Annotated in this window: 22 protein-coding genes and 1 tRNA gene; 10 read left to right on the top strand and 13 right to left on the bottom strand. The window is 72.2% G+C overall.

Annotated elements, in window-relative coordinates; all coding sequences use genetic code 11:
* Positions 1-157 precede the first annotated feature (157 nt).
* The 7 genes from PJ985_RS19620 to PJ985_RS19590 all read right to left on the bottom strand — a co-directional run bounded on the left by PJ985_RS19620 (position 158) and on the right by PJ985_RS19590 (position 11,252).
* The gene (locus PJ985_RS19620; protein WP_271685167.1) at positions 158-2,368 is read right to left on the bottom strand and encodes an MMPL family transporter; all 2,211 of its coding nucleotides are present in this window, start codon (positions 2,366-2,368) and stop codon (positions 158-160) included.
* A 107-nt stretch (positions 2,369-2,475) separates the two neighbouring features.
* Positions 2,476-3,102, bottom strand: a complete 627-nt coding sequence (locus PJ985_RS19615; RefSeq protein WP_271685166.1) for a TetR/AcrR family transcriptional regulator — start codon at positions 3,100-3,102, stop codon at positions 2,476-2,478.
* A gap of 142 nt (positions 3,103-3,244) precedes the next feature.
* Positions 3,245-3,709, bottom strand: coding sequence for a DUF6624 domain-containing protein (locus PJ985_RS19610; RefSeq protein ID WP_271685249.1), 465 nt, complete (start codon positions 3,707-3,709; stop codon positions 3,245-3,247).
* Positions 3,710-3,883: 174 nt separating this feature from the next.
* Entirely contained in the window at positions 3,884-6,055 is a 2,172-nt protein-coding gene (locus PJ985_RS19605) for a 3-hydroxyacyl-CoA dehydrogenase NAD-binding domain-containing protein (RefSeq protein ID WP_271685165.1), read from the bottom strand.
* Positions 6,056-6,105: 50 nt separating this feature from the next.
* A complete protein-coding gene (locus PJ985_RS19600) occupies positions 6,106-7,320 on the bottom strand; it encodes an acetyl-CoA C-acetyltransferase (protein WP_271685164.1) in 1,215 nt (404 codons plus the stop codon).
* 976 nt (positions 7,321-8,296) lie between these two features.
* Entirely contained in the window at positions 8,297-10,438 is a 2,142-nt protein-coding gene (locus PJ985_RS19595; protein WP_271685163.1) for an ABC transporter substrate-binding protein, read from the bottom strand.
* 31 nt (positions 10,439-10,469) lie between these two features.
* A complete protein-coding gene (locus PJ985_RS19590; protein ID WP_271685162.1) occupies positions 10,470-11,252 on the bottom strand; it encodes a hypothetical protein in 783 nt (260 codons plus the stop codon).
* 213 nt (positions 11,253-11,465) lie between these two features.
* Between PJ985_RS19590 and PJ985_RS19585 the strand changes: the two genes are divergently transcribed.
* The 3 genes from PJ985_RS19585 (at position 11,466) to PJ985_RS19575 (ending at position 14,139) form a co-directional block, all read left to right on the top strand.
* The gene (locus PJ985_RS19585; RefSeq protein ID WP_271685161.1) at positions 11,466-12,494 is read left to right on the top strand and encodes an aminotransferase class V-fold PLP-dependent enzyme; all 1,029 of its coding nucleotides are present in this window, start codon (positions 11,466-11,468) and stop codon (positions 12,492-12,494) included.
* 83 nt (positions 12,495-12,577) lie between these two features.
* Positions 12,578-13,465: a sterol desaturase family protein gene (locus PJ985_RS19580; RefSeq protein ID WP_271685160.1), complete on the top strand. Its 888-nt coding sequence runs from the start codon at positions 12,578-12,580 to the stop codon at positions 13,463-13,465.
* A complete protein-coding gene (locus PJ985_RS19575; RefSeq protein ID WP_271685159.1) occupies positions 13,462-14,139 on the top strand; it encodes a lysoplasmalogenase in 678 nt (225 codons plus the stop codon). The genes PJ985_RS19580 and PJ985_RS19575 overlap by 4 nt, the downstream gene beginning before the upstream one ends.
* Here the strand turns inward: PJ985_RS19575 and PJ985_RS19570 are convergent.
* Entirely contained in the window at positions 14,088-14,468 is a 381-nt protein-coding gene (locus PJ985_RS19570) for an MmcQ/YjbR family DNA-binding protein (RefSeq protein ID WP_271685158.1), read from the bottom strand. The two genes, PJ985_RS19575 and PJ985_RS19570, sit on opposite strands and share 52 nt — an antisense overlap.
* A gap of 87 nt (positions 14,469-14,555) precedes the next feature.
* On the opposite strand from PJ985_RS19570, the gene PJ985_RS19565 reads away from it, so the two are divergent.
* The 3 genes from PJ985_RS19565 to PJ985_RS19555 all read left to right on the top strand — a co-directional run bounded on the left by PJ985_RS19565 (position 14,556) and on the right by PJ985_RS19555 (position 16,488).
* Entirely contained in the window at positions 14,556-15,728 is a 1,173-nt protein-coding gene (locus PJ985_RS19565) for a saccharopine dehydrogenase family protein (RefSeq protein WP_271685157.1), read from the top strand.
* 91 nt (positions 15,729-15,819) lie between these two features.
* Complete coding sequence (locus PJ985_RS19560; RefSeq protein ID WP_271685156.1) at positions 15,820-16,104, top strand: GNAT family N-acetyltransferase; 285 nt, start codon at positions 15,820-15,822, stop codon at positions 16,102-16,104.
* A gap of 159 nt (positions 16,105-16,263) precedes the next feature.
* Positions 16,264-16,488: a dodecin gene (locus tag PJ985_RS19555; RefSeq protein ID WP_271685155.1), complete on the top strand. Its 225-nt coding sequence runs from the start codon at positions 16,264-16,266 to the stop codon at positions 16,486-16,488.
* A 7-nt stretch (positions 16,489-16,495) separates the two neighbouring features.
* Here the strand turns inward: PJ985_RS19555 and PJ985_RS19550 are convergent, their stop codons facing one another.
* Both PJ985_RS19550 and PJ985_RS19545 read right to left on the bottom strand, forming a co-directional pair.
* Positions 16,496-17,446 carry a carbohydrate kinase family protein gene (locus tag PJ985_RS19550; protein WP_271685154.1) on the bottom strand — a complete coding sequence of 317 codons (951 nt, stop codon included), beginning with the start codon at positions 17,444-17,446 and terminating at the stop codon, positions 16,496-16,498.
* Between the two features lie 116 nt (positions 17,447-17,562).
* Positions 17,563-18,393: a helix-turn-helix domain-containing protein gene (locus PJ985_RS19545; protein ID WP_443033533.1), complete on the bottom strand. Its 831-nt coding sequence runs from the start codon at positions 18,391-18,393 to the stop codon at positions 17,563-17,565.
* A gap of 92 nt (positions 18,394-18,485) precedes the next feature.
* On the opposite strand from PJ985_RS19545, the gene PJ985_RS19540 reads away from it, so the two are divergent.
* Positions 18,486-19,274, top strand: a complete 789-nt coding sequence (locus tag PJ985_RS19540) for a hypothetical protein (protein ID WP_271685153.1) — start codon at positions 18,486-18,488, stop codon at positions 19,272-19,274.
* Positions 19,275-19,393: 119 nt separating this feature from the next.
* Here PJ985_RS19540 and PJ985_RS19535 read toward each other — a convergent pair whose 3' ends face one another.
* The 3 genes from PJ985_RS19535 to PJ985_RS19525 all read right to left on the bottom strand — a co-directional run bounded on the left by PJ985_RS19535 (position 19,394) and on the right by PJ985_RS19525 (position 22,045).
* Complete coding sequence (locus tag PJ985_RS19535) at positions 19,394-19,846, bottom strand: Crp/Fnr family transcriptional regulator (RefSeq protein WP_271685152.1); 453 nt, start codon at positions 19,844-19,846, stop codon at positions 19,394-19,396.
* Between the two features lie 136 nt (positions 19,847-19,982).
* The gene (locus PJ985_RS19530) at positions 19,983-21,557 is read right to left on the bottom strand and encodes a PH domain-containing protein (RefSeq protein WP_271685151.1); all 1,575 of its coding nucleotides are present in this window, start codon (positions 21,555-21,557) and stop codon (positions 19,983-19,985) included.
* Positions 21,554-22,045, bottom strand: coding sequence for a PH domain-containing protein (locus PJ985_RS19525; protein WP_271685150.1), 492 nt, complete (start codon positions 22,043-22,045; stop codon positions 21,554-21,556). The genes PJ985_RS19530 and PJ985_RS19525 overlap by 4 nt, the downstream gene beginning before the upstream one ends.
* Before the next feature lie 64 nt (positions 22,046-22,109).
* On the opposite strand from PJ985_RS19525, the gene PJ985_RS19520 reads away from it, so the two are divergent.
* The 3 genes from PJ985_RS19520 (at position 22,110) to PJ985_RS19510 (ending at position 23,321) form a co-directional block, all read left to right on the top strand.
* On the top strand, positions 22,110-22,712 hold the full coding sequence (locus PJ985_RS19520) for a TetR/AcrR family transcriptional regulator (protein WP_271685149.1): 603 nt from the start codon (positions 22,110-22,112) through the stop codon (positions 22,710-22,712).
* A 118-nt stretch (positions 22,713-22,830) separates the two neighbouring features.
* Positions 22,831-23,094 carry a hypothetical protein gene (locus PJ985_RS19515; RefSeq protein WP_271685148.1) on the top strand — a complete coding sequence of 88 codons (264 nt, stop codon included), beginning with the start codon at positions 22,831-22,833 and terminating at the stop codon, positions 23,092-23,094.
* 139 nt (positions 23,095-23,233) lie between these two features.
* Positions 23,234-23,321, top strand: a tRNA-Leu gene (locus PJ985_RS19510).
* Positions 23,322-23,387: the final 66 nt, after the last annotated feature.

The raw sequence follows: 23,387 nt of genomic DNA, 5'->3' as shown, positions 1-23,387 counted from the left end.
CTCGCTCCGCTCTCTCGCCACGCGCTCTGCGCCGCGGACTGCATTGTGGCAGGAGGCCCGGACAGCGGAGGGGTCAGGCACGCCGGGCGCCTGCCGCAGGGCAGGCACCCCCGGGGACGCCGGTGCGGCGCCGGACGTCCCCCGGAGTGCCCGGCGGTCAGCTTCGGCTGTCCGCGGGTTCCCGCGTCCCGGTGTCCGCGGGGGCGGTCAGGCGCCGCTGCAGCTTCTCTCCCTCGACGTCGACCTCGGGCAGGAGGCGGTCGAGCCGGCGGGGCAGCCACCAGGCGGAATGGCCGAGCAGCGCAAGGACCGCCGGGACGATCACCATCCGGACGACGAAGGCGTCGAAGAAGACGGCGACGGCCAGGCCGAATCCGATCATCTTGACCATGGGTTCGGTGGCACTGACGAATCCGGCGAAGACACTGATCATGATGATCGCGGCCGCGGTCACCACCCGGGCACCGTACGTGAAGCCGGTGACCACCGCCTGGTCGGGCTCCTCCCCGTGGACGTAGGCCTCCCGCATCCGGGTCACCAGGAACACCTCGTAGTCCATGGCCAGACCGAAGACGACACCGATGAGGAAGATCGGCATCAGGCTCATCACCGGCCCCGTGGTCTCCACGCCGAGGAGACCGGCCAGCCAGCCCCACTGGAAGACGGCGACGACTGCTCCCAGAGCGGCGAAAACGGAGAGCAGGAATCCGAGCGCGGCCTTGAGCGGCACCAGGACGGACCGGAAGACGAGCATCAGCAGGACGAACGCCAGTCCCACGACGACCGCCAGGTACGGGGCGAGCGCGTCGGAGAGCTTCTGGGAGACATCGATGCCCATTGCCGTCTGGCCGGTGACGAGGACCACGGAGCCGGTCTCGGCCTCGATCTGCCGGGCTGCCTCGCGGATCCCGTCCACCAGGTCCTCGGTCTCGGTGCTGCTCGGCTGGGACTGCGGAATCACCGTGAGGAGGGCGGCGTCACCCGGCTCGTTCACCGTGGCGGGAGTGACCGCGGCGACGTTTCCGAGCTCGGAGACGGCCTCGGTGATCCGGTCGGCGGCCTGCTGCGGGTCCCCCTCGGCAGCGTCCACGGTCACCAGGAGGGGGCCGTTGAAGCCGGGCCCGAAGGAGTCGGCCAGCAGGTCGTAGGCCTGGCGCTGGGTGGTGGACGTGGGCTCGGAGCCGTCGTCGGGCAGCCCGAGTTCGAGCTGAGTGGCGGGGATCGCCACCACGCCGAGCGCGACCACGGCGGTGAGCAGTACGGCCACCGGCCGGCGCAGGACGAACCGGGCCCAGCGGGTGCCCATGTTCGGACGGTCGCTGCCCGCCGCGGCGCCTTCGACGGTCCGGCGGTCCCGGCGGCCCAGTACCCGGTCCCCGGCGAAGCCCAGCAGGGCGGGGATCATGGTGACCGCGATCAGTACGGCGACGGCGACGGCGCTCGCGGCGGCCAGACCCATCCTGGTGAGGAGGGGGATGTTCACCACCGCCAGGCCGACGAGCGCGATGATGACGGTCAGACCGGCGAAGACCACCGCGGAACCGGCGGTACCGGTGGCCCTTCCGACCGCTTCCCGGCGGTCGTGGCCGTCCGCGAGTTCCGCGCGGTAGCGGGAGACGATGAAGAGGGCGTAGTCGATGCCGACCGCGAGTCCCAGCATCATGGCCAGGATGGGAGTGGTGCTGTCGAGCTCCAGGGGACCGCTGAGCGCGGTGATGGTGGCGACGCTGATGCCGACCCCGATGAGCGCGGTGAGCAGGGGCAGGCCGGCGGCCACCAGGGAGCCGAGGGTGACGGCGAGCACCAGGGCGGCGACCGCGATGCCGATGACCTCGGCGATACCGGTGTGCGGCACCTGGAAGAGTGCGTCGCCGCCGATCTCCACGGTCAGGCCGGCTTCCCGGCCGGTCTCCGCGGCGGCCTCCAGCGCGTCCCGGTCGGCGTCGTCCAGTTCGGTGCCGCTGACGAGGTAGGAGACCTGGGCGTAGGCGGTGGTCCCGTCCTGGCTGACCGCCTGGGATTCGAAGGGGCCGGCGACCGCCGCGACCTGGTCGGAGCCGGCGGCCAGCTCGGCGACGACCTGCTCGACGGTTCCCTGGTGGTCGGGGTCGGTGACCTGCTCACCGTCGGGGGCCCGGAACACCACCCGTGCGGTGGCGCCGTCCGCTCCTGAGCCGGGGAACCGCTCGGCGAGCAGGTCGAACGCCTCCTGGGACTCGGTGCCGGGGATGGAGATCTCGCTCGTGGGCTGGGAGTTGCCGACCATCACGCCGGTGCCCGCGAGTCCGAGCAGCACCACCCATATCAGGGCGATGAGGCGGCGCCTCCCGTACGAGAAGCGTCCTAGTCGGTAGAGATATGTCGCCATGGAGGGGAGGACTCCTGTCAGAGATCTCGGCGGTTCCGGGCAAGGGGGTGCCGTACCGGTGGCGGCGGCCACCGGGCGGATCGGGAGGGAGGAAGGGGCGGGGAGGGTCAGCCCGCTCGGCTGCCCGGCTCCCGCCGAAGGGCCGGAAGGATGACGGCGTCGAGGAAACGGTTCAGATACTCGGCGTCGGCATACCGGTCCTCGAGCATCGGCCGGGTCACGAGTGCGCCCATGAAGGCGTGCACCAGGAACTCGACGGCAGGGTTGCCGGGTGCCAGCTCACCGCGCTCCATACCGCGGCGCAGCGCGGTGTTGAGCACCTCGATCTCGGGCTCGAGCAGGACCTCGCGCATCGCCAGCCGGATGTCGGCATCGCGCTGCCCGGCATGGCTCAGCGCGTGCAGCAGCGCCGTGTCGTCCCCGGCCTCGTCGCCGACCCGGCGCGCCATTTCGCGGAGATCCCCGACGAGGGAGCCGGTGTCGATGTCGCCGAGCGAGACCCGCTTGGTGTGGCGCATCGCGGAGACGACCAGTTGGAGCTTGGTCCCCCACTGGCGGTACAAGGTGGCCTTGCTCGACTTGGTGCGGACCGCGACCGCATCCATCGTCAGGGCGTCGTACCCGCGTTCCCGCAGCAGATCGAGGACGGCTTCGTAGAGCTCCTGTTCCCGCTCCGGGGTCAGCTTGGTCCGGCCACTGGGCCGCGGTGCCGCAGTGGCGGGCTGTCCTGTCATCCCGGTCTCCCGTCGAGCGAAACGGTTCCGTACTCGTCGAGAGTAGACCGCCCTCTCTGCGAAACGCAAACGGATCGATACACTGGCGTTCCCCTGAGCAGGTGAACCCGGACACATCCGGCCGGGACCGGGGACGCGTCGGTCAGCCGGTGAGGAACCGGCCGGCGCAGTCGGCGAAGGGGGCGATCCCCACCTCGGCCCGGAGCTGGTCCACGCGGCTGGGGTCCTGGCAGGGCCAGGGAATCGGGATGCCGTCCTCCACGTCCGCGATCTGAGTGCCGTACAGCTGCTTGTGGCCTTCGTTCACCAGCACCCGGTCCCGCAGGAACGCCAGGTCCCGGGGGTGGGCCTGGCCGATCGTCACGGCCTGCTCCATCAGGTTCAGGGCCTGCCGCTGCACCTCGAGCTGGCGGTCCGCGTGCTGGGCGATCAGCCAGGCGCTGCGGGCGGCCTCCTCGCCGACCATGTCGAAGGTGGGCCAGCCGTACTCGTTCATGATCTGCCGCAACCGGTCGCCGTTCCGCGCGGACAGCAGCCGCCAGGCCAGCTGCTCCTCCACATGGCAGCTGTTCGCACATGGCAGGGCCGCCCGGCCCGCCTCGGCCATGGCCACGAGTTCTTCTGCCAACCCGATGCTCACCCGTTGATGCTACGAGTGACCGCAAGGCCACGTCCGGCGTTGCCACGCTTTGCCGGTGGCCGGGCCGCGCGGTGGTCGCGGGCCCGGCCGGGCCTGACGCCGGAGCGGGAGGCCCGGCCGGCCCGGCCGGACGGCGACGGCTCAGCCGTCGGTGAAGGTCTCCCCCCGCTGCGCCTTGGCGACCAGCAGCGAGGGCGGGGAGAAGCGGTCGCCGTACCGGGCGGCGAGCTCCGCCGCCCGGTCGGTGAAGCCGGGCAGCCCACCCCGGTACCCGTTGATGAACTGCAGGACACCACCCGTCCAGCCGGGGAACCCGATGCCCAGGAGCGAACCGATGTTCGCGTCGGCGACCGAGGTCAGTACGCCCTCCTCCAGGAGCCGGACCGTCTCCAGCGACTCCGCGAACAGCATCCGTTCCTGCATGTCGATCAGCGGCACGTCGGCGTCCGGCGAGGTGAAGTGGACCCGCAGGCCGGGCCACAGTCCGGCCCGCCTGCCGTCGGCGTAGTCGTAGAACCCCGCTCCCGCGCTCCGGCCGGTGCGGCCGAACTCCTCGACCATCCGGTCCAGGACCGTCTCCCCCGGGTGGCTGCGCCAGGTGCCGCCCGCCGCCTCCACCGCGGCCCTGCCTTCCTGCCGGATGCGCCGGGGCAGCGTGAGCGTCAGCTCGTCGACGAGGGAGAGCACCTTCGCGGGGTAGCCGGCCTGGGCTGCGGCCTGCTCCACGGAGGCCGGGTCGACCCCCTCGCCGACGAGGGACAGGCCCTCGTTGATGAAGTGGCCGATGACCCGGGAGGTGAAGAAGCCACGGGAGTCGTTGACCACGATGGGTGTCTTGTTCATGAGGCGGACCAGGTCGAAGGCCCGGGCAAGCGCCTCGTCCCCGGTGTCGGCTCCCCGGATGATCTCCACCAGCGGCATTTTGTCGACCGGTGAGAAGAAGTGCAGCCCGACGAAGTCCTCCCCGCGCCGGACTCCCTCCGCGAGCATCGTGATCGGCAGCGTGGAGGTGTTGGAGCACAGCAGGGCGTCGGGGGCGACGATCCCCTCGATCTCCTGGAAGACCTTGTGCTTGACGGCCGGGTCCTCGAAGACCGCCTCGATGACGACATCACAGCCGGCGAGGTCCTGCGGGTCGGAGGTCGGCGTGATCCGGCCGAGCAGCGCGTCCCGCTTCTCCGCCGTGGTGCGCCCCTTGGCCAGCGCCTTACCGAGCAGTCCCGCGGAGTAGGCCTTGCCCTTCTCCGCAGCCTCCTGCGAGACGTCCTTCAGCACAACGTCAAGACCGGCCCGGGCACAGGAGTAGGCGATGCCCGCACCCATCATCCCGGCTCCGAGGACGGCGACCCGGACAGCCCGGCGCTCCTTCGGCCCGGACGGCCTGGAGGCCCCGGAGTTGACGGCCTGGAGGTCGAAGAAAAAGGCCTGGATCATGTTCTTCGCGGTCCGGCCGGTGACCAGCTCGGTGAAGTGGCGGGCCTCGATGACCTGCGCGGTGCCGAAATCGACCTGGGCGCCCTCGACGGCCGCGGCAAGGATGTTGCGGGGTGCCGGGTAAGGGGCGCCCTGCAGCTGCTTGCGCAGGTTGGCGGGGAAGGCGGGGAGGTCTGCGGCGAACCTCGGGTCGGCCGGGGTGCCGCCGGGGATGCGGTGTCCGGGGGTGTCCCACGGCTGCCGGGACTCCGGGTGGGCGTCGATGAAGGCGCGGGCCGCGCGCAGCAGTTCCGCGTTGTCGGTGACGACCTCGTGCACCAGGCCGAGCTCCCGGGCCCGGGCGGGAGTGTGCCGCTGTCCCTGGAGGAGAACGTTCAGCAGGGCGTCGGTGACGCCGAGCAGGCGGACCGTACGGGCGACGCCGCCACTGCCGGGAAGCAGACCGAGGGTCACCTCGGGCAGGCCGAGCCGGCAGCCCGGGGCGTCGAGGACGATCCGGTGGTGGCAGGCGAGGGCGATCTCCAGGCCGCCGCCCAGGGCCGTGCCGTTCACGGCCGCGACCACGGGCTTGCCGAGTGTCTCGATCCGGCGGAGATCGCGCTTGAGGGCCATTCCGGTGTCGAAGACCTGCTGGGCCCGGTCGGGTGTGAGGCGGATGAGGTTGTTCAGGTCTCCGCCGGCGAAGAACGTCTTCTTCGCGGAGGTGACGATGACCCCCCGCACGGAGTCCCGCTCCTCCTCGAGGCGGTCCGCGACCGCCTCGAGCGAGGACCTGAAGGCCGCGTTCATGGTGTTCGCGGACTGCCGGGGATCGTCGAGGGTGAGGGTGATGATGTCGTCCGCGTCACGGTCCCAGCGGATCGTCGTGGGCTCAGGCATGTGTGTCGGTCTCCGGAAGAGTGAGGTCGGGCTCGGCGGGAAGGGCGGGGCTACAGACGCTCGACGACGGTGGCGATGCCCATCCCGCCGCCGACACACAGGGTGGCCAGGCCGAAGCGCTGGTCACGGCGTTCCAGCTCGTCGATGAGGGTGCCCAGGATCATGGCCCCGGTGGCGCCCAGCGGATGGCCCATCGCGATCGCCCCGCCGTTGACGTTGACCTTTTCCATGTCCAGACCCATGTCCTCGACGAAGCGCAGCACGACCGCGGCGAACGCCTCGTTGATCTCCACCAGATCGATGTCGCCAATGGTCAGCCCTGCCTTGGCCAGCGCCTTGCGGGTGGCGGGTGCCGGGCCGGTGAGCATGATCGTCGGCTCCGAGCCGGTGACGGCGGCCGAGACGATCCGCGCGCGCGGGGTGAGCCCGTAGCGTTCACCCACCTCGCGGTTGCCGACCGCCACCAGTGCGGAGCCGTCCACCAGGCCGGAGGAGTTGCCCGCGTGGTGGACGTGGTCGATGCTCTCCACCCAGTGGTACTTCTGCAGGGCCACCGCGTCGAAGCCGCCGGCCTCGCCCAGCTTGGCGAAGGACGGCTTGAGCGCGCCCAGGGAGTCGGCCGTCGTGCCGGGCCGGATGTGCTCGTCGTGGTCCAGCACCGTCAGCCCGGCCCGGTCCCGAACCGGCACCACGGATCGGGCGAAGCGGCCCTCCTTCCATGCCTCGGCGGCCCGCTCCTGGGAGAGAGCCGCGTACTCGTCCACGTGCCGGCGGGTGAAACCACCCAGCGTCGCGATCAGGTCGGCACCGATTCCTTGCGGAACGAAACCCGTCTCGTAGCTGGTCATCGGGTCCATCGCCCAGGCGCCGCCGTCCGAGCCGATCGGGACCCGCGACATCGACTCGACCCCGCCGGCCAGCACCAGGTCCTCCCACCCGGAGCGGATCTTGGCGGCGGCCAGGTTGACGGCCTCCAGTCCGGAGGCGCAGAAGCGGTTCTCCTGCACACCCGCCACACTGTCCGGCAGCCCTGCGGCGATCGCCGCGATCTTGGCGATGTCCGAGCCCTGATCACCGACCGGGGAGACCACCCCGAGCACGATGTCGTCGATCGCGGCCGGGTCCAGGTCCGGGAACCGGCGGCGCAGCTCATCGATCAGCCCCACGACCAGGTCGATCGGCTTGGTGCCGTGCAGCGCACCGTTCGCCTTTCCGCGCCCGCGGGGGGTGCGGATGGCGTCATAGACATAGGCTTCGGTACTCACGGTGAGCCCTTCCTTCAGGTTCGGCCGGGTCCTGCAGTGCGGTGGAGCGGTGACGTGCCGGTGCGCCGTCGGCGCGGGAGGCATCGGCCGGGCAGCGGCCCGCGGGAGGAGCACGTTCCGGAGCCGCCAGGGCGGCACCCCCCGGCCGTGCGGGCGGGGCGCTGCGAAAGGAAGAGCGAGCCGTGCGCCAGGAGCACGCGGGGCTCACGGCCGCCGGCCCGGGACCGATGCCCGCGTCCTGCTTCTCCGCTGACACCCCGTTTCCCGGCCGGCCGGCTTCTGTGCCCACCCCGGGATCCTAAGAACGTGTTTCATTTTTTACAAGGGTAGCCCTCCGTACCCGGCGACGGGCCGGAGCGGAACGTCTGCGTCGGGGATGTGGACACGCAGGCGGGAGCGGACCCGCTGCCGCGGAGTGTCCCGACCACGGAGGCGCGGGCGGGAGAACGGCCGCGCTACCGCACGGACGAAGCGGCACGCCCGGGGACGGAGGGGTGACAGGACTCACAGCGCCGGCCGAACCCGATGAGGCACCACCGGCCCGTGGGGCGCGGAGGTCAGTCCCCGCGGGTGCGGCGCAGGCTCTGCGCCGCCCGGCTGCGCCAGGGCTCGAGATCGCGGCAGACCGGCTGCCGCCGGGGCGCGAAGCAGTGCCCGCAGCGGAAGCAGAAGAGCCACCCGTTCTCCGGATCCGGCTGGCTCTGGTCCCCGCACTGCGGACACTTCGGCATGGCGGCCTCTCAGGTCGGAACGGGGAGCGCGGCCACCGCCTGCCGGCACGGCATCGGCGGGCACGCCCCGAGCACTCACGTCATCGTAGACGCAGGAGTACCGCGGGCGCCGGGTCCGGAGGGCAACGGTTTACCCGGGACCCGGCCCGCCCCCGCTCCGGGTGTGCGCGCCGAGCATGATCGCCGGAAGCCGGGACTCCGCCCGCAGCGCGCGCCCGGTCCCGGTCGGGTGACGGCCGCCCCGGTCACCGTTCGCCGGCCGGTGCGGGTCCCCGGTAGCGGAACACACCCTGTTCGACGCGGTACAGGTACAGCCCGTCCCGGGCGTCCCCGGCATCCCCGGCGAGGACCAGCTCCCCGGCCACTCCCCGGTACCGGACACCACGCAGCCGTCGCGCCGCCTCCGGCCGGCTCGGCACTCCCACACCGTGCATCTTCCGCACCGTCCGGGCCAGCAGACGGGCCGCGTCGTACGCCTCGACCGCGTAGGGCTCCGCCGCCTCACCGAACCGGCTGCGGAAGACCGACCCGAAGCCCGCCGCCCGCACCTCGTGCACCGGGTCGGTGAAGGGCGCGGTGAACAGCCAGCCGTCCGCCGCCACCCCGGCCCGCTCCAGGAATTCCGGCCGGAGAGCCGCGTCGGCAGCGCACCGCGGGCCGGTGAAACCCGCCTCGTGCAACGAGCCGGCGAGCCCCGCGGCACCCGGGAGGCCGCCCCCGTAGACAACCGCGTCGACCTCCTCGTCGAGGAAGTGACGGACGACGGGGCCGAAGTCCTCGGTACCGTGCGGGACGACCCGGGGCACCAGCTGCGTGCGCCCCCGGTCCAGGGTTGCGGTCAGGGCCCGGGTCACCTCCCAGCTGTAGGTGCCGGCCGTCCGGTCGTCCACCAGTCCTATCCGGCCGGCCTGCAGTTCCTCCTCCAAGTGGCGGCAGATGGCCTGGCCCTGCTGTCCGGCCGGCGGCCGGGCGGGCAGCAGTGAGCGGTGTTCCGCCGGGTCCGCCTCCGCCAGGAACTCGCCGGGGGACAGCGGGAGCCAGGGCAGCGCATGGGCTTCGTACACCCCGGCCGCCGCCCGGGCTGCCTCGTCGGAGGTGGGGCCGATGACGGCCAGCACCGAGGAGTCGGCGGCCAATTCCTCGGCGATGCCGGCTGCCCGCGCCGGGTCACCGCCGTCGTCCAGCACCCTCAGCACCACCTCGTACGGCAGGTCACCGGCATGGGCGAATTCCGCGACCGCCAGCGTCGCACCGCGTTCCTGGGCCCGGCCGTACCGCGCGAGCGGGCCGGTGAGGTCGGCATGCAGTCCCAGAAAGTAACGCTGCCCCGGGCCTGCCGGGACGGAGTCCGCTCCGGGCCGGGACAGCGCCCACGCGGTCACTCCTCCCCCGACGGCCAGCATCCCCGCCGCACCGGTGATACCGAGGATGCGCCGCCGGGAGGGAGCGGGCGGGGCGGCGGCCGGGGACCGGGCGTGCCGGGCCCGCCCCACGGCCGGCGGGTGGTCCCCGGCCGCACGGCGCTCCGCCACCATCCGGCTGACCGGCTCGGGCAGCCACCCGGACCCGGGCTCCTCGACCGGACCCAGCTCACGCCACAGATCGGTGGCGGTGGGCCGTGTGTCGACGTCCCTGCTGAGGCATGCCTCCACCACCTCCAGCAGGATGCGCGGCACATCCGCGAGATCGGCGGGGGCGTGCTCGGTACGGTGCAGCACCTGCTCCACGGAACCGCCGCCGAACGGCGGGCGGCCGGACGCGGCGAGAGCCAGGACGCAGCCCAGCGAGAAAATGTCCCCGGCCGGGCCGGCACCCGCGCTGCCCCCGGCCTCCTGCTCCGGGGCCAGGAAGCCGGGCGAGCCGGTCTCCCGGCAGGGCGCCACCGCCGCGAGCGCGGGTGCGGTGCCGAGACCGGCCAGCCGCGGCCCGTCGGGGGTGAGCAGCACCTGGCCGGGTGTCAGGTTGCCGTGCACCAGGCCGGTCGCGTGCACTGCCTCCAGCGCCTCGGCGAGCAGGGCACCGAGCAGCTGCACGCTGCGCCGCGGAAGCCGGCCGTGTTCCTCCAGCGCCTCGGCCAGCGTCGGTACCGGGAGATACGGCGTCGCGAGCCAGGTGCCGGAGTCCGAGCAGTCCGCCGCGAGGACGGGGACGACCAGCCGGTGGTAGAGACCCCGGACGGTGGCCATGTCCCGGGTGAAGGCGGCACGGAACGCCGGCTGCCCGGCGTACGCCTCCCGGATCACGGTCATGACCACCTGAGCGCCCCCGGGAGAACCTGCCAGGTACCGCACGGCCGGAACGTCCTCCCCCAGCCGTCGCAGGACCCGGTACCCCGCGACCCGGCCGGGCTCGTTCCCGGGATCGTGTCCGTACTCGGCCGAGGCCATCAGGGCCGCCCCCACCGGTCGCCGGGCCGGCTCACCGGAGGGCCTCCTCTATGCCCGCCTGCAGGCGGGTCAGGACCGGGGCGGCGATCTCCCTCAGCTCCTCCTGGTCCGCGTACTCCGCCGAGCCCTTCACCGACAGGGCGACAGTGACGGGCCCGACCCGGGACACCATCCAGAGATACGGGTGCGGGCCGCCATGGGTGTCGCTCACGAACAGGCCGACCTCGTGGACATGATCGTCCGCGCGCAGCCGTTCCCGGTCGCCCGGCGAGCCGGCGGACTCCAGGCCGTGGACCCGCTCGTCGGGGCGCAGTCGCTGCTCGGGGCAGCGCAGCACCTCTTCCAGGGTGCCCGCCATGCGTGCGTCGGCGGACCGGTCGCTGTCGTGCACGGTGACGGAGGACATCACCTGCAGCGGCCCGGCCTCCGGGTTCTCGGCGGGCCGTTCCGCGTGCCGGGTGAGGGCGGCGAGCACCGGCTCCGGCAGCGGCTCACGGCGCCACACGCACTCCTCGTCCAGGACGGCCCACTGCGCCGGGTCCGACTCGTAGGGCTCCTGGGGGACGAAATCATCACCGAAGTCGCCCGGCGCGGCTGAGACCGCGCGGGCCAGTTCGAGGGCCTCCGCGGAGCCGCCCGGCGTCCGCCGCGGCTCCGGGGCGGCTCCGGGGTCGGCGGAGGGCTCGGCGTTCTCGCGTGCCGACGGCGCCTGCTCCCGGTCCCCGGGCGGCTGCGGGTCCTCCTGGCCGCCGCCCGGGGCGCAGGCCGACAGCAGCACAACCGCCAGCACGGCGGCGGCCGCCGCATGCCGCACCGGGCGAACCTCGTGAAGTCGCCGCACAGTCGGTGCTCCCTCCCCATGCGAACTCAGGCTCCCGGACGGGCACACCTTAACCATCCGGGGCGCCCGCCGGGAGTGCCCATCGGGTCCCGGCGGCGGAACGCGGGCGGGGCCAGGCACCGACCGGCGCGAAATTTCCTGGACGCGGTCCGCGCGGAGGGCGAGACTGCGACCGTGGAGACTTTGGTGAGCAGCGAATACGCCCTCGGCACGACCTACCTGAACACCGCGGCGCACGGGCTGCTTCCCGCACGTTCCTCGGCGGCTCTCGGCACCGCGGTCACGGAGATGGCCACCGGTACCCTCGACCATGCCGCGTACCTGCGCACCATCGAGAGCGCGCGGTCCGCCTTCGCCCGCCTGGTCGGGGTACCCGCGGAACAGGTGGCCACCGGAAGCTCCGTCGCCGTGCACTGCGCCCTGATCGCCGGTGCGCTGCCCGCCGGAGCCGAGGTGCTGGTTCCGGAGAACGAGTTCAGCTCCGTGGTCACCCCCTTCGATCAGCGCGGTGATCTGAGCCTGCGCCAGGTCCCGCTGGAGCGGCTCGCGGATTCCGTTCGCCCGGAGACCGCGCTGGTGGCGTTCTCCGCCGTGCAGTCCCTGGACGGGCGCGTCGCCGACCTGGCCGGGATCCGTGCCGCGGCGCGGCGGCACGGTGCCCGCACCCTGCTGGACGCCACCCAGGCTGCGGGCTGGCTGCCGGTGTCCGCCGCAGACTTCGACTACACCGTGTGCGGCGCGTACAAGTGGCTGCTGGGGCCGCGCGGTACCTCCTTCCTCACCGTGCCGCCGGACGGCGGCGGGCTGCGTCCGCTGCACGCCGGCTGGCTGGCCGGGGAAAACCCGTGGGACAGCTGCTACGGACCGGTGCGCAGGACGGCGAGCAGTGCCCGGCGGTACGACGAGGCGGCGCCCTATCTGCCGTACATCGGTGCCGCACCGTCCCTGGCGCTGATCGAGGAGATCGGCGTCGAGAGGATCGGCGCCCACGACCGGGCGCTGGCCGGGCGGTTCCGCGCCGGGGCCACCGAACGGGGGCTGCCCCCCGTGCCCGCCGACTCCCCCATCGTCTCGTTGCCGGGCGGCGGCGACGCCGTGCGCCGGCTGGAGCAGGCCGGCGTCAGGGCCTCCGTGCGCGGTGGGGATCTGCGGATCTCCTTCCACCTGTACAACACGGTCGCGGACGTGGACCGCGCGCTGGCCGCGCTGACGTGAGCGGCCGGCCTTCGCGTACTCGCCGGTAAACTCATCGGTAACAGCATCTGGTCAACGCCCCGGTCAGCTCTTATGGTGCGGGCATGCCGAACCTGCCCGACGTCGTGCTGTGGGCCATACCCGCCTTCGTGCTGCTGACCGTTGTCGAGATGGTCAGCTACCGGCTGCATCCTGACGAGGACGCCGCCGGCTACGAGAGGAAGGACGCCACGACCAGCCTGACGATGGGGCTCGGCAGCCTCGTTTTCGACCTGCTGTGGAAGATCCCCATCGTGGCCGTCTATGTCGCGGTGTACGAGCTGACGCCGCTGAACATCCCGGTCCTGTGGTGGACCGTGCTGCTCCTGGTCGTGGCGCACGACTTCTTCTACTACTGGTCCCACCGGGGACACCACGTCATCCGGATCCTGTGGGCCTGCCACGTGGTGCACCATTCCAGCCGCAGGTTCAACCTCACCACCGCGCTCCGGCAGCCCTGGACCTCCCTGACGGGGTGGCCGTTCTACCTGCCGCTGGTGGCGGCGGGCGTGCATCCCGCCACGCTGGCCTTCCTCTCCTCCGCGAACCTGGTCTACCAGTTCTGGGTGCACACCGAGAGGGTCGGAAAGCTCCCCCGCCCAGTGGAGTTCGTCTTCAACACAGCTTCCCACCACCGGGTGCACCACGCCTCCCAAGGCAGCTACCTGGACCGCAACTTCGGAGGCATCTTCATCGTCTGGGACCGGATGTTCGGCACCTTCGCTCCCGAGACCGAGCCGTGCGTCTACGGGCTCACGAAGAACATCGACACACACAATCCGCTGCGGGTCGCCACCCATGAGTACGTCGCGATCGCCCGGGACCTGAGCGCGGCGGGGACCTGGCGCGAACGCGTCGGCTACCTGCTGCGCAACCCCGGCTGGCAGCCGGGCGGCACCCTCGCGGAGAAGCGTCCCGTGGACGCACCGCACGCTTCGCAGGCCGCTCGATGACGGCCTCCCCGCACGGCCCTCGTCCGCGTCTCGTCTTCGCGGTGCTCGCCGTGACCCACCTGGCCGCCCACCTGGCCGGACTCGAGCTGCTCCAGTACCTCACCAAGCCCTTGCTGATGCCCGCCCTGGCTCTCTGGGTGCTGGCCTGCCGCGGGCCCCGTCTGCTGGTGGTCGCGCTGCTGTTCGGCTGGGGCGGTGACGTGCTGCTGCAGACCGGTGCGGACCTGCTCTTCCTCCTCGGCATGGCCTCCTTCGGAGTCGGCCACCTGTGTTATCTGACGCTGTTCCGCCGCCTCGGCAGCTTCGACGTTCGGCGGACAGCCCTGCTCGCCGTCGGCTACGGTCTGGTGACCGCCGTGGTGGTTGTGCTGCTCTGGCCCGGGCTCGACCCGGAACTGCGGATCCCGGTGGCCGGCTACAGCCTGCTGCTGGCCGTGATGGCCTGTGCCGCACTGGCCGGTGCCGGGCTGCGAGCAGGGCTCGGAGGTGCGCTCTTCCTGCTCTCCGACACACTGATCGCGGCCCGGATGGCCGACTGGCCGCAGCTCCCGGCGCCCGGATTCTGGATCATGCTCACCTACCTCGCGGCCCAGTACCTGCTGGCGGACGCCCTCCTGCGGGCTCACGCCGCGTCGAGCTCGGCCACCAGCCGGGCCGGGGCCACCGCCCGGTAGCTCTCCTCCGCCCAGTCACAGAGCAGCTCCGCGGGCGGCGCCCCGGGCGCGAGCGGGACCCGCACCCAGCCTGCCCGGCCCAGGCCGTAGCCGGCGGGCCGCGCGCCGGGCAGCGACAGCGCGTGCGCGTGAGTAGTCTCGTCCCGGAGCTTGACGGTCACGGCGGCTGACCCTCCGTGGCCGTCCTCCGCCCCCAGGAAAACGAAGATCTTCTTGTTCACCTTGATGACGCCCTCACCCCAGGGAAACTCCTCGACCGCCCCGGGAAGCCCCAGGGCGAACTCCCGCAGCACCGCCCGCGTCCGCTGTACGCTCCGCTGTCCCACCATGCCGTTCACGGTAGCCGTGTCCACCGACAACGGCCCGGCCGCACCGCGCGGCGCCGCACCGAGGCGCCCGACCGTCAGGAGGTCCCCTTGCCCCGGAACCACGACATCGTGCTGTTCGGGGCGACCGGCTTCGCCGGCGCCCTGGCCGCCGAGTACCTGGCCCGGCACGCCCCCCAGGACTGCCGGTGGGCCCTCGCCGGCCGCGACACCGGCAAGCTCGCCGGGCTGCGGGACCGGCTGGCCCGCATCGACCCGCGCTGTCGCGAACTGCCGCTGCTGGCGGCGGACGCCGGGGACCCCGCCTCGCTGCGCACCCTGGCCGGCAGCACCCGGGTGCTCGCCAGCACTGTCGGACCGTACATCCGGTACGGCACCCCACTGGTGGCCGCGTGCGCGGCAGCCGGCACCGACTACCTCGACATCACCGGCGAACCGGAGTTCGTCGATCTGATGTATCTGCGCCACCACGAGCAGGCGGTGCGCACCGGGGCCCGGCTGGTGCACGCCTGCGGCTTCGACTCCGTACCCCACGATCTCGGCGTGCGGTACACCGTGGGCCTGCTGCCCGAGGGGGTGCCGCTGCGGATCGACGGCTATGTGCGGGCCTCGGGCGGTCTCTCCGGCGGCACCCTGGCATCGGCACTGACGGCATTCTCCCGGGCGTCCCGGACAGCCCGCACCGCGAAGGAGCGCCGCCGGGCCGACCCGCCGCCCGGGGACCGCTCGGTGCGCACCGAGCCGGGCCGGCTGCACCGCAATGCCGGGCTCGGGGTCTGGGGCGTACCGCTGCCGACCCTCGATCCGCAGATCGTCGGCCGCTCGGCCGCCGCTCTCGACCGCTACGGACCGGACTTCCACTACAGCCACTTCGCCGCCGTGCGAGGGCTGCCGGTGGCACTGGGCGGAATCGCCGGCGCCGGCGTGCTCTTCGCACTCGCCCAGCATCCGGCGACCCGTCGCATGGCCGGCAGCCGGCTGGCGCCGGGCACCGGTCCGGACCAGGAGCGGCGGGCGCGGAGCCGGTTCTCCGTCCGCTTCACCGGCGAGGGCGGTGGGCACCGGGTGCTGACCGAGGTGGCAGGCGGTGACCCGGGCTACGAGGAAACCGCGAAGATGCTGGCCGAGTCGGCGCTGTGCCTGGCCTTCGACGAGCTGCCCGCCACGTCCGGTCAGGTGACCACAGCCGTGGCGATGGGCGAGCGGCTGTCCGACCGGCTGCGGCAGGCGGGGATCACCTTCCGGGTCCTCGCCGCGAGCTGACGTCCGCAGGGCGATGTCGCAGCGATGTCCGGGCCCGGCGACCGCTTACGCTGCCCCTACGCGTGCGACCGACCGGAAGGGTGGAGCAGCGATGACAACGGACGTCAACATCATTGATGCGGAGGGCCGCAGCCGCTTCGAGGCCCTGAGTGACGGAAAGCTCGTCGGGTACCTGGAGTACCGGCGCGCCGAGGACACGGCGGACTACCTCCACACCTTCGTCTCCCGCCGCGAGCGGGAGCACGGGGTGGGCGGTGAGCTGGTTCGGGCCGCCCTCGACGACGCCTGGCACCGCGGCCTGAAGGTGAAGCCGAGCTGCGGCTTCGTGGCGGACTGGATCTCCCGGCACCCGGACTACGGACCGTTGTTGAAGTGACCGCACGGTACGGGCCGGCTGCCGTGGGCAGGGTCCGCTGCCCACGGCAGCCGGGCCCGCAGCGCTCGCGCCGGTGCCGGGTCTGGGGCACGGTGGAGTCTGGAGTACAGGCCGTCCGCATCCAGCAGGAGCAGGGTCCAGCAGAAGCAGGAGAATCTCATGACGGAACACACCTACCGAGTGACGGAGATCGTCGGGACGTCGCACGAAGGGGTCGACGCGGCGATCCGCAACGGCATTTCCCGGGCCTCCCGAACGCTGCGCCACCTGGACTGGTTCGAAGTGGTGCAGGTCCGCGGCAACATCGAGAACGGCGAGATCGAGCACTACCAGGTGGGGCTGAAGGTCGGGTTCCGGCTCGACGGTGACGCGGACGACAGCTGACCGGGCCTCATCCGGAGGAGGGCGCGCGGGTCTCCCCCGGCTCCCCGGGCCGGGTTCCGGCCGCCTGCAGTTCCGCGCGGGTCGGTGGGTCGGCCCCGGTGCGGGCGCAGTTGAGTGCGGCGGCGGTGACACAGCGGGCCAGGGTTGCGGCGAGTCCGTCGCGGGACGAGGGCGGACCGCCGCGCTCGGCGAGGCTGTCCAGCAGGGCGGCCTGGAAGGTGTCGCCGGCCCCCACGGTGTCCACCACGTCGATGTGCGGGGCCCTGACCTGGACATCGTGTCCGGCGGTGACGGCGAGCGCACCCTCGGCGCCCAGGGTCACCACGACCAGCCGCGGCCCGCGCGCCAGCAGTGACCGGGCGGCCTCAGCAGGGTCGAGGCCGGGGAACAGCCAGGCCAGATCCTCGTCGCTGGCCTTCAGCACCTCCGTCACGGCGGCCAGTCGGCCGGCCGCCGTTCGGTAGGCGTCCGGGTCCGGCTGGACCGCCGGACGGACGTTCAGGTCCGCGGCGACGGACCGGCCCTGTGCCCGTTCCCGCTCACAGAGCTCCAGCACCCGGGCAGCTCCGGGCTCGACCACCACGGCCAGGGACCCGGTGTGCAGCACCGCGGTGTCCGCGGGCACGTTCAGCTCCTGCGGATCCCAGTGGGTGAGGAAGTCGTAGTCCGCCGCTCCGCCGGCGTCCAGAGATGCCAGGGCGACGGTGGTGCGGGGGTCCCCTGCCGGGACCCGGCGCACGTCCACGCCGATGCCGGCCAGGTGCGCACCGACGAACCGTCCCGGAGCGTCGTCGCCCCAGGTGGTGACCAGGGTGACCGGACGCCCCAGACGGTGCAGCCCGACGGCCACATTGGCCGGGCTGCCGCCGGCGACCGCCCGCACCTCCCGGGCGCCCGCCGGCCACAACAGGTCGACCAGGGTCTCTCCCACCACGGTGACCCGGGTGTTCGCACTCATCAGCCTTCTCCCTCCGGACCGGGTCCCGCTGCGCGGATGCGGCGTGCCGTTCCCGGTGTCCGTCCTCGGCCGGCGGCCCGCGGAACGACAGGATCAGTACCCTGCGGGGACCGGCCTCAGGCGCGCTGCAGGTAACGGGTGGTTTCCGGGTCGGCGGGCAGGAAGGTCTCGATCGCCAGCTCGGAGACGGTCACATCAAGGGGGGTGTTGAAGGTAGCGATGACGGACAGGAACGACAGGCGGTGTCCCCGGTGACCGATCACCAGCGGCAGCGCCGGTGAACCCCGCTCGCCGGTCCTCTCCTCGCCGCCCGGAGGCAGCGCGTAGGAACGGATCTCCTGGTAGAGCTCGCGCAGCGGCCCGGCGTGCGGCTGGGTGAGCTGGTGGCGCACCTGGTCCAGCAAATGACCACGCCATTCCAGGAAGTTGTGGATCCGCGGGGCGAGGCCCCGCGGATGAAGCGTGAGCCGCAGGGCGTTCACCGGTGGTTCCAGCAGCTCCGGGGCAACCCCCTCCAGCAGCATGTGGATACCGCCGTTGGCACCCTGCACCTGGTAGGACCTGTCCAGTACCAGCGCGGGCCAGGGCTCGTAACCGGCGAGCAGGCGGTCCAGCCCGTCGCGCAGCGCTGTCATCTCCGGATCGCTCAGGGAGGTCTCAGGGAATCGCGGGGCGTGCCCCGCCGCCACCAGCAGGACGTTGCGGTCCCGCACCGGCACCTCAAGGTGCTCCGCGAGCCGCAGGACCATCTCGGGGCTGGGACGGGCCCTACCGGTCTCGATGCAGCTGATGTGCCGGGCCGAGGAGCCGGCTCGCAGCGCCAGGTCGAGCTGGGTGGCCCCGGCTCGCCGCCGCCAGTCGCGCAGCATCGGCCCGACGGAGGCAGTTGCCCGCTCCCCGGTGGCCGCCCGCGTTTCCGGCACTGTGTCCGTACCGCCAGGAGTCATGGGAGTGAGCGTATGTGCCCCGGTCCGCTCCGGCCCGGGCGGGCTCTTGCGACAATCGGCCGGTACGTGCATCGGGCGAACGGGAGCGGGTTGTGACGACAGGTTTCGCCGTGGACATCACCGGTACCACGGGCATGCGATCGGGAGAGTGGGCGGCGGGCGAGGAGTTTCTGATCCTGTCCGACGAGCGGCAGGGGCCCGAGCAGGCCGCGGGCCGGGTACGGCTCTACCAACCCGACGACCCGGCGCTCGCTCAGGACCGCCCGGAGCGCGGGCCGGCTTCGACGGGCCTGGCCGGCTCCGGTGCCGGTGGCCTCCCGGAGGTGTCGGTGGCCCAGGTCGAGGAGCGGACCCGTGCCCGCGGTGGGGCGGCGCACCCCGTACTGGTCCTGCACGGCACGGACGGCAGGACGGTGGCCACCGTCCACCCGGAGCAGCCCGGCGTGGCCGAGCCACGGTCGTTCCGGGTCACGGACGGCCAGGGCGTGCCGCTGTGCCGGATCTCCCGGGCACCCGGGCGGATCGGCCGGCGCGCCTACTGGCGGATCGACCCCTCCGACGGCGGTCCACCGTTCATCGGGCACCGCGGTACGTGGGCGGGCTGGGTCGGTTTCGTCCTGCTCCTGCCGTTCTGGCTGCTCTTCTTCCTCGGCTCCGTGCTGGTGACGGTGGTGTCGTTCGGCGAGGTGAGCGAACTGCTGGTGTGGAGCACCCCCCGACGGGTGACCTGGCGCCGGCGCTGGGCCCTGCCGCTGGTGGGCAATGCGCTCGACTTCCGGTACCTGCGGTCGGGCTATCGCTGGAACAGCCGGCTCCTCGACTCCCGGGTGGCCTACTGCCAGGCGACGCTGCACTACTTCCACAAGATGCACAAGGACTGACTGTTCCACGTCATGCGCGGACGGTCGTCCCCGTGCCCGGCCCTGGCGTGTTTCCACGTCGAGACGTCCCTGGCTCACGCGGAAGCGCGCCCGCTTCTCCCGTCCCCGCCGGCCGACGGCTACCAGACGGGGGCCGCTCCCGCACGGTAGGCGTCCGCGAGCCGGGCGCGGGCCTCCTGGAGCCGCTGGGAGATGGCTTCGGCGCAGGCGTGGGTGAGCGCCAGCCCGAGCACGGAGTCCTGCCGGCAGAGCTCACGCACCTCTCCGGCGTCGAACTCCAGGGCCCGCACCGGGCTGCCCGTCACGGCACCCAGGTGCCAGACATAGGGCGGGAACAGCCATGACCAGCCCAGGAGCTCCCCATGCCCGAGGGTTTCGATGGGGACACGGCGTCCGGGAACGTTGACGCACAGCGTCACCGATCCGGTCCGGATGATCCAGAAGCGGTCGGCCGTGCCGCCCTCGGCGAAGATCTCGGCCTCGATCGGGAAGGCCACTTCGCGGCCGAGATCCCGCAGTCGCTCCCGGTGGTCAGGGGGGAGCCGTGCGAGCAGTCCAGTGGTCGGAGACATGGCTCCTCCTTCGCCAGGGGCGGCTGCCCTGCTGCCTCGCGGTGTCTGACCTCCATCATCCGCTGATATCTGAGGAAAGGGAGAGTTCGTCAGCATATTTTTCGCTCCGAGCGCGCGGAGGGCTGCCGCGCGGCGGTCAGTCCCGCAATCGGAACGCCTCCAGATAGCCGGGCAGCGCCGCTTCGGCGAAGTCGAGGGCTTCCCCCGCCGCTACGTCGGGGGCCCGGTAGAGGCCGTGGCCGGCGGCGGTGGTCACCGAGACAGTGGCCAGACCGAGGCGGCGCTGGAGCAGGGACTGCCGCACCTCCACCCCGCTCACGGCTTGGCGCCGCAGTACCGAGGTGGCCCGGTTGACGGCTCCGGACCGGATCACCAGGTAGTTCCCGGCCACCGTGTGTCCGAGTGCCCGGTGAGCGACCCAAGCGAGCCAGAGGGTGAGGGGGTACAGCACCAGCGCGGTGATCCACCAGAGGTTGCCGGGGAGGGGGGTGGTCCCGCCGAGCCACCCCAGCAGGCCGCTCGCGGCCCCGGTGATCAGGCCGGCCCACAGCAGCCGGCGACGCAGCGCGGCGCGCGGGTGCCGCCGCAGCGGCGCGTCGAGCGGATTGTCCGGCTCATCGAGCACGGAGGCCACGACGGGACGGGCGACGCTCATCGGGCCACGCGGCAGGATGGTGGAGGTCATGTTCCAGATCGACAGGCCGGTGGTGATGACCGTGGTGTCGACCATGCGCATCCAGCGCCACAGCAGCGGCTCGCTGAGCGTGACGCCGCGCAGCCGGTTGTCGTCCCGGTTCACCTCCCGGGTCTTGAACAGACCCTGGGTCGTGCGCAGGACGGTGCCGTGCTCGCCCAGCACGCGCTCCAGCCGAAAATGGGCGTTCTCGGTGAAAAAGTTGCCCGCGAGGCCGATGACGCCGAGCAGGCCGGTGACCACCAGGGCGAGGGCGAGGGTCCATCCCCGGCCCAGGGAGTCCCAGTCGGCCAGACCACTGAGCCAGCCGCCCGGGTCGAGCCCGAACATCGCGGTCATCCAGTAGGCGCCCCAGAGCAGACCGGCCGCCATGAAGTACGCCCAGACGGAAAACATGTTGTAGAAGACCCACCACCAGCGCAGCCGGGCGAACACCTGAGTCGCGTCCTCGGTGGGTCCGTCCTTCTCCTCTGCTCCTCCGGCCGCTGCCACGGTTGCGGCGGGTGCCTGGCCGGTCCCGAGAAGGTCACGCCGCAGCCGGTCGGCCGCCTCACGGGACACCGCGTCCAGCACGAGCGCGGACTCCATGGCGGTGTTGGCCTGGCCTGCTCCGATCCTGACGCGGCGCAGACCGGCGAGGCGCTGCAGCAGCTTGGCGTCGGCATCCACGCTGCGGATCCGGTCCCGTCCGACCGAGCGGTAGGTCTTGACGAACAGACCGGTGCGCCGTTCCACGTACTCATCGGTGATCCGGTAGCGGGTCTTCACCCAGCGCAGTACGTCGGCGATGGAATTGACGAGGCCCCAGGCGGCGATCGCACCGACCGACCCCAACGCAGCGGGGGCCGGGTCCCCGTCGATCACCAGCACGGCGATCACCGCGGGCAGGAGGGAGAGCACCACCCGCAGCGCGTCCACCCAGATCATCTTCGCGTCGAGGCGCAGCCACGGTGTTTCCTCGGCCCCGCCGGGTGCCGGGGCGGACTCCTCCTGTTCCGCGAGACCGTCGATCGTCATGTGGCGTCTCCCGGGGTGCGCCGGGTGAGCTCGGTCAGCCGGTCGGCGGCCTCGGCCGCGTCCTCCGGAGTGAGGCCGTGGATGGACACCGCGCCGCTGGAGGACGCGGTGGTGACCACCAGTGTCGCCAGACCCATCAGCTGTTCGAGGGGGCCGCGGGTGGTGTCCACGGTCTGGATGCGGGATATCGGCGCGATCCGCCACTGGCGCACGAACCATCCGCTGGAAGCGTAGACAGCCTCCTCCGTCACCTCCCAGCGGTGCACGGCGTACCGCCAGCCCGGCACCACCGCGGCGTGGAGCAGCCCCAGGACAAGGATCACGACGAGGAGCGGTCCGGTCCACGGCCGGGAGGCTTCCCAGAACCCGAACAGGAGCGCCGGTACGCCGGCCAGCGGCAACAGGAGGCAGAGTCCACGGGTGACCCACCAGCCGATCGCCCGCCGTTGTATCCGATGCCTGGGCGGGCGCAGCTTCATTGTCATCATGAGACACAGTGTCGCATGATCGTACGTTGTAGCTCCACTGTGATTCGGTGCGTACCCTTTCCTCATGACACGACCGGAGTCTCCGTCCCGCACCCGGCCGGAGGCGACCCCGGGCACCACCCCTCGCACCCGTCGGGCGATCCTGGACGCCGCGATCACCGTCTACGCGCAGGACCGTGCCGCCTCGCTCCGGGAGATCGCCGAGGCCGCCGAGGTCAGCCGCAGCACGCTGCACCGGTACTTCGCCGACCGGAGCGCACTGGTCGACGCGCTGGCGGACGACGCCATGCTGGCGACCCGACAGGCGCTCGTGGACGCCGCGCTCGACGAGGACACGCCCGCCGAGGCCTTCCGGCGCCTGGTGCGCACCTTCTTCGACCTCGGGCCACGGATGGACTTCCTCTTCGGCGAGACCCAACTGCCCGACGACAAGTGGCAGGAGGGCGAATGGGAAGCGGCGCACGCCCCGGTGGGCGCGCTGTTCCTCCGCGGCCAGGAGGCGGGTGTCTTCGACCGGGGAATCGACGCGGACTGGTTCGTCCGGACGATCTGGTATCTGACCTCGGCCGGCTGGGAGGCGGTCGGTGAGGGGATCATGTCCAAGCACCAGGCGGCCGAGCGGGTGATCCGCACGCTGGAGCGCGGGCTGCTCGCCCCGGATGCCTGACCGCCGCCACTCTCGGTGTCCGCCCTGACTGCACCGGCATCGCCACGGACACGTTTGACGAAGCACCGGCAGGTGCACCCGTACCTTCTGTCCCGGCGGCACATACGCGAGGTGATCCGTGAGGTACCCATCGTCCAACGTGCTCTCCGCGGGCGCCACCCTGCTGGCGGCCGTGAGCTTCACCGCCCTGGTGTTCACTGCGGCAGGCCTGGCGGCACTCCTCCCGCTGGCCGTCCTGTCCGCGCCGGACCTGGGCAGCGCCGCGGCTGACATCAGCCGGGTGGCCGTGATCGCACTTCTCACCGGCATGCTCTCCGGGGTGCTGCGCTCCTTCGTGCAGGAGGAGGGCTCCTACCGGGCCGAGGAGTTCCGGACCCGCTGAGGCGCGGCCCGGGGGTGGCTGGTCCGGTTGGCCGGCCGTCGCGCTCCGCCCTGCCGCGGAACCGGGCGGGAGCACCCTGTGCGGCTTGGTATGGTGGATCTGTCGCCGCGGTCGAAGCCGGTCGCGCGGCAGACACCTTGTCCGGGTGGCGGAATGGCAGACGCGCTAGCTTGAGGTGCTAGTGCCCTTTATCGGGCGTGGGGGTTCAAGTCCCCCCTCGGACACCACATCAAGCCAGTCCTGAGGTGAGGTCTTTCTCTCCCTGAGGACTGAGCTGGGGCGAGCGGCCGGTG

Source organism: Streptomyces sp. ACA25 (genome assembly GCF_028200735.1).
Taxonomy (GTDB): Bacteria; Actinomycetota; Actinomycetes; order Streptomycetales; family Streptomycetaceae; genus Streptomyces.
The sequence above is the reverse complement of the archived record's forward strand: the minus strand, read 5'-3'. Positions and strand labels throughout refer to the sequence as shown.